This window comes from Shewanella sp. SACH (assembly GCF_001887095.2).
Classification (GTDB): domain Bacteria; phylum Pseudomonadota; class Gammaproteobacteria; order Enterobacterales; family Shewanellaceae; genus Shewanella; species Shewanella baltica.
Genome location: NZ_MPDG02000036.1, coordinates 1 through 240, shown reverse-complemented (window position 1 = coordinate 240; position 240 = coordinate 1). Strand labels below are relative to the sequence as shown.

The window sequence follows — 240 nt, the reverse complement described above, 5'->3', positions numbered from 1 at the left end:
ACTGCGAGTGACGGACACGGATGGCTTAACGGCTGACCAGTCCTTTAGCATCACGGTGACCAACGTCAATGATGCACCGACGATTAGTTCAACGGCGATGACTGCCGCCACTCAAGATGCAGCGTACAGCTACACTTTTGCGGCGAGTGATACCGATGTGGGCGACACATTAACTTTAAGCGCGGTGACCAAACCAAGTTGGTTGAGCTTCAATGCTGCCACTGGCGTGCTAAGTGGCAC

At 53.8% G+C, this 240-nt stretch carries 1 protein-coding gene; it reads left to right on the top strand.

Translation table 11 applies throughout. The annotated features are described in order from the left end of the window. The coding region (locus tag BM607_RS21670; RefSeq protein WP_140393446.1) for a putative Ig domain-containing protein at positions 1 to 240 on the top strand (240 nt) is incomplete at both ends.